This window comes from Vibrio sp. 10N.261.52.A1 (assembly GCF_002876325.1).
Classification (GTDB): domain Bacteria; phylum Pseudomonadota; class Gammaproteobacteria; order Enterobacterales; family Vibrionaceae; genus Vibrio; species Vibrio chagasii.
Genome location: NZ_MCYD01000708.1, coordinates 1 through 3,429 on the forward strand (window position 1 = coordinate 1; position 3,429 = coordinate 3,429).

The 3,429-nt window shown below is 43.6% G+C and carries 3 protein-coding genes; 1 reads left to right on the plus strand and 2 read right to left on the minus strand.

Annotated elements, in window-relative coordinates:
• Positions 1-129 precede the first annotated feature (129 nt).
• Positions 130-393: a GrxA family glutaredoxin gene (locus BCT81_RS14110; protein ID WP_004741562.1), complete on the minus strand. Its 264-nt coding sequence runs from the start codon at positions 391-393 to the stop codon at positions 130-132.
• A gap of 525 nt (positions 394-918) precedes the next feature.
• Here BCT81_RS14110 and BCT81_RS14115 point away from each other — a divergent pair.
• Positions 919-2,211 (plus strand): iron-containing alcohol dehydrogenase, encoded by a 1,293-nt coding sequence (locus BCT81_RS14115; protein WP_102424826.1) that lies wholly within the window; start codon positions 919-921, stop codon positions 2,209-2,211.
• Positions 2,212-2,302: 91 nt separating this feature from the next.
• On the opposite strand, the gene BCT81_RS14120 is transcribed toward BCT81_RS14115, so the two are convergent.
• Positions 2,303-3,157, minus strand: coding sequence for a MurR/RpiR family transcriptional regulator (locus tag BCT81_RS14120; protein ID WP_004734686.1), 855 nt, complete (start codon positions 3,155-3,157; stop codon positions 2,303-2,305).
• Between the last annotated feature and the right edge of the window lie 272 nt (positions 3,158-3,429).

Consider the following 3,429-nt stretch of genomic DNA (forward strand, 5'->3'; position numbering starts at 1 on the left):
TTCTTATATCGCATGAAAACTGGCTATAAAAAAAGCCCGCTTTAATAAGCGGGCTTAATAGAAATCTTACAGTCTGACACTAAAAATGTTCAGCTGATTATGGGCTTAGCCCAAGGTTTGAAATCTAGATTAGTCGAAAAGACCTAGGTTTTCTTTTGCGTATGCTTCAAATTCTGTGCAGCCGCCGATGTGGTCTTGGTCGATGAAGATTTGTGGCACAGTTTCAACTGGCTTACCAACAGTCTTCTCTAGGTCTGCTTTGCTGATGCCTTCAGCGTGAATGTCAACATAACGGTAGTTGAAGTCATCACGTTTTGCTTTAAGAGTTTCTGCGTGCTCTTTTGCACGAACACAGAATGGGCAAGCTGGGCGACCAAAAATAACTACAAACATTTCATTTCTCCTAAATACGGGATGAGGCTCGTTAACCGAAAATACGTCAACTATTCTTAATTGAACAAGACTCAAAAATTCTTGAATCCAACTATGCCCTAATGCCCTAGGGAAATAAAGGTGGAATTACCTCTTAATACAATAGGTTTTTCCTATCAGAACAAATAATCGTCATAATAAGGATCCATGCTGGTTTTTGATAGGTATCTAGATTGAGTACCCTTAGAAGTAGAGTGTGAATTACCCCTAAGAAACCGACTTTTATCTATCTTTAGCGCGACAAGTTGCACCGCGTCAAAAAAATTGCGATTAGAACGAGGCATCTTATGACTGATTGACGAAAATTAAACGATAAAGGTTAGATCGTTCATACACAACCCACGAAGCATTACCTTTAGACGTGTGGGCTGACAACAAGAGTCGTTTTCTTAATGAGCCTTTTTTAAAACGGGCACAAGGTACAAAGGCAACATTCCAACAACCAAGAGTTCGCAGTTTTGTTTGGTCATAGGCGCAGGAGGCACCATGTTTCAATTTATGACATCTACAAAGATCATCTTTGGTGATGGAGCACTTTCCGCTTCATTGTCTCTCTTCAATCAATACGGTTACAGCGTACTGTTGGTGACAGGTAGCACATTAGAGCGCACATCCATTGTCACCGATTATCTAGATGCTCAAAGCATGCGCTATCAACACATCGCAGTTACTGGTGAGCCTAATATCAAAATGGTCGAAGAAGCGGCGATATCCGCTCGACGATTTAAGCCCGATATGGTTGTAGCTATGGGCGGTGGCAGTGCGATAGACATGGGCAAAGCGTTAGCTGCCGTATTACCTAACCAAGGTAACCTCTATGACTACGTTGAAGTGGTTGGGCGCAATGTCCCTCTAAAAACTAAACCACTGCCATTTATTGCTATTCCCACAACCGCGAGCACCGGCGCAGAGGTGACTAAAAATGCGGTACTCAAATCAGGGCAAGACCAAGTGAAGATCAGCTTACGAAGCCCAGATATGCTGGCTGATGTCGCGATTGTCGATCCGACATTAACTCATGGTACTAACCTGTATTTGTCGGGCAGGGGCGCGATGGATGCGTTCACTCACCTGATGGAGGCTTATGTGTGCGGTGATCCAAACCCATTGACGGATATGATCTGTGAAGAAGGGTTGCGTAAGCTCAGCGGTTCCGTGGTGCAAGCGTGTGTTTATGATGAACCGCAAGCACGCTCTGATCTGGCATTCGCTTCCATGCTTGGTGGTATGGCAATCACCAACGCCAAGCTAGGTGCAGCGCATGGTTTAGCGTCTGCATTGGGCGGAAAGATATCGGCTCCACACAGCGTGATTACTGCTCGGTTAGCGCCATTTGTGATGCTAGAGAATATTGAGGTCGCGAGGGAGCATCAAAGAAGCGATATTTTAGAGCGCTATCAAAGGGTTGCTCAAATAGTCACGGGCAAAGCACAAGCCTCGGCAGAGGATGCCATTCAGTGGTTATCAGAAGTACTCGATACGCTTAAGCTACCAAGTCTATTAGAGTTTGGTGTTTGTGAAGCGCAATTCGAAGAGGTATCGGCTGATGCACTTAAGTCGGTTGCTATTAAAGGGAATCCATTGCCATTGAATCAAGAGCGTTTAATTCATATTCTGCAGCAGGTTTGCGAGAAGTGTGATTGTGGCGAGCGCAGAGGTGCCGAGGCGTTGAAGCACCAAGATGAAGAGTCTTCAATGGTGGAGTCGAGTTTCACGATCATCAACTCTTATGCCTCAGAGAATAGTGTGGTGGAGAAGGGGAACAGCTGGACCATTTAATAGTATTGGTAAATGGCCATGACACTATTGAAGACGTAGATAAATAAAAACGGAGCACTTGGCTCCGTTTTTTTAATTCTAATCTTTGGGGTTAGAACTGAGAGTATTTCTCGTAGCGTGAATCACGAAGTGACTCTTTGACACGCTTTAGATTTTCTCTGAAACCTGAGCCACGACGCAATGTAAAGCCAGTTGCTAATACATCGATAACCGTCATTTGCACAACGCGGCTTGCCATTGGCATGTAAACGTCAGTATCTTCTGGCACATCCAATGAGATAGACAGTGAGCTTGCCTTATCAAGTGGAGAGTCTTTCGCTGTGATAGCGATAACCGTTGCGCCGTTTTCACGAGCTAGGTTCGCAATCTCAACTTGGCTCTTCGTGCGGCCTGTGTGAGAGATAAGAACGATAACGTCGTTATCGCTGCAGTTAATACAGCTCATGCGTTGCATCACGATGTCTTCAAAACACGTGATTGGGATATTAAAACGAATAAACTTGTTTTGAGCGTCTTTCGCTACGGCAGAAGAGGCACCTAGTCCGAAGAACGAAATGCGTTTTGCTTGAGTCAACAAGTCAACCGCACGGTTCACTTGCATCGCATCTAGACTGTTTTTAGCAACGTCTAGACATGCCATAGTTGATTCAAAGATTTTGTGCGTATAAGCATCTGGACCATCATCTTCTTCAACATTACGGTTCACATAAGGTGTACCATTCGCCAAGCTTTGAGCAAGGTGAAGTTTAAAGTCAGGGAAGCCCTTTGTGTCTAAACGACGACAGAAGCGGTTAACTGTAGGCTCACTTACGTCAGCCATTTTAGCTAAGGTAGCAATGCTAGAATGGATTGCAGTTTGAGGGGAAGCCATAATTACTTCGGCAACCTTGCGCTCAGACTTGCTGAAATTTTCCAGGTTTTTTTGTATTTTTTCTAATGTATTCATAGTGTTCACAAGGGTATAGAGAACAACTTGCCAGTTAATATCTTATTACCAGGGGGTATGGCTGAAACAAATATCAGTAAGCACAATACCAACGTTTTATTGGATGTTGTAATTACTGCTGTATCAAATAGATATCAAGCTAACTAGCACCATAGAGTCAGTATAAACCTAACATACTATTCACTAATACAAAAACACGGGATGAATGCTTAAGAATATGACAAGCCTCAACAAAATTTTAGAAAACTACAGAATTGGAAGAGGCTTTGAGC

Bases quoted from the DNA above. Each gene is read 5' to 3' on its own strand.
- BCT81_RS14110 (WP_004741562.1), bottom strand. From the start codon at position 393: ATGTTTGTAGTTATTTTTGGTCGCCCAGCTTGCCCATTCTGTGTTCGT.
- BCT81_RS14115 (WP_102424826.1), top strand. From the start codon at position 919: ATGTTTCAATTTATGACATCTACAAAGATCATCTTTGGTGATGGAGCA.
- BCT81_RS14120 (WP_004734686.1), bottom strand. From the start codon at position 3,157: ATGAATACATTAGAAAAAATACAAAAAAACCTGGAAAATTTCAGCAAG.